2 protein-coding genes are annotated in these 1,146 nt (G+C 40.0%); both read right to left on the reverse strand.

The features are described 5' to 3' along the window. Nucleotides 1-22: 22 nt before the first annotated feature. On the reverse strand, nucleotides 23-613 hold the full coding sequence (locus tag CUN59_RS20985) for a DUF1517 domain-containing protein (protein ID WP_104389612.1): 591 nt from the start codon (nucleotides 611-613) through the stop codon (nucleotides 23-25). 89 nt (nucleotides 614-702) lie between these two features. Further along, nucleotides 703-1,116 (reverse strand): pentapeptide repeat-containing protein, encoded by a 414-nt coding sequence (locus tag CUN59_RS20990; protein ID WP_104389613.1) that lies wholly within the window; start codon nucleotides 1,114-1,116, stop codon nucleotides 703-705. Nucleotides 1,117-1,146 lie beyond the last annotated feature (30 nt).

Consider the following 1,146-nt stretch of genomic DNA (forward strand, 5'->3'; position numbering starts at 1 on the left):
TTTTCGGCATTTTCCTTATAATTTACAATGGAATCAATTCTGGGTAATACTCCAATAGCTGATCACGAGAAAGTTCATCACCTAACTGGGCGGGTGAGAAATGCACTTGGATAGCCCGAAGTTTATGTTTATAGTGTAGATTAATTAAGGTAGAGAAGGCTGCTTTTAAGGCGGAAATGTTAGCTAAATCCGTTTCTAGTTCGGAAAATTCACCTTCAACTGCCACGGTAATCATCACTATGATATTGTCAGTGACAGGAAGTGTTAAAGGCTGGTTTGCTGATGCAGAACTAGAATCCAAATTCGCCCCATATCTTTGAGCGGAGTCTGTAAATAATTCGTTGACATAATCTCCGGCCTCACCTTCACTCCAAAAGACATCACCTTCGTTAGCAGCAGAACACCAATATTCATCATATTGTAGGAAAGTTTCGCACAGTAGTACCAATTCTTCCCCTAGAATTTCTAAATCACCATCAGCATCAATTGCTTTTCTAGCAGCACGGTTGAGAACACCTAAAATAGGTGCTATTTCTTGACCATTGAGATGGAGAAATAACCGACTGACAACATAACGAGTTCTACCCATCATCCGATTAAAGGTATTACGCATTTTTCTCTCCTGTAATTTCTTAGTAATTGGTAAGTTCTTCCAGTTTTATTTTTGACATACTCACCGCGCCTTTAGGCGCGGTGAGTATGTCAAATAATAGGTGTTTGTATTAAAGCTGAATATTCTTGGGCGATTTGATAATAAATTCTAGCGAGAACAAAGTGCGCTTCGTGACCTAGCGGTGAATCAACTATAATACTGAGGGTTAGTGGAGTGGCACTAGAAAATTCTTTGGCCTCTGGTGGGGTAAAATTTTGGATGATGGAGCGATCGCTGTTCACAGAAAGATCCAACCATTCGCAAGTCATACCCTCAATTTTTAATCCAAATCGCAGTGTACCATACAGTTTTGCCCCGGTTAATGTAGCTCCAGATAAATCTGTGCCTGGCCACTCTACTTTCATTAATTTTGCTTGGGTTAAATTAGCTTTAAATGAATCTACTCTGCTATGGCCAACTTTGATAGTTGAACTTGGTACAGTATCCAGAGAACAAGCAAAAATTTAGTTCCCAGTCAACCACCCATCACTTCC

Source organism: Cuspidothrix issatschenkoi CHARLIE-1, assembly GCF_002934005.1.
GTDB lineage: Bacteria > Cyanobacteriota > Cyanobacteriia > Cyanobacteriales > Nostocaceae > Cuspidothrix > Cuspidothrix issatschenkoi.

Excerpts from the sequence above, each read along its gene's own strand:
- CUN59_RS20985 (WP_104389612.1), bottom strand. The coding sequence starts at position 613 with ATGCGTAATACCTTTAATCGGATGATGGGTAGAACTCGTTATGTTGTC.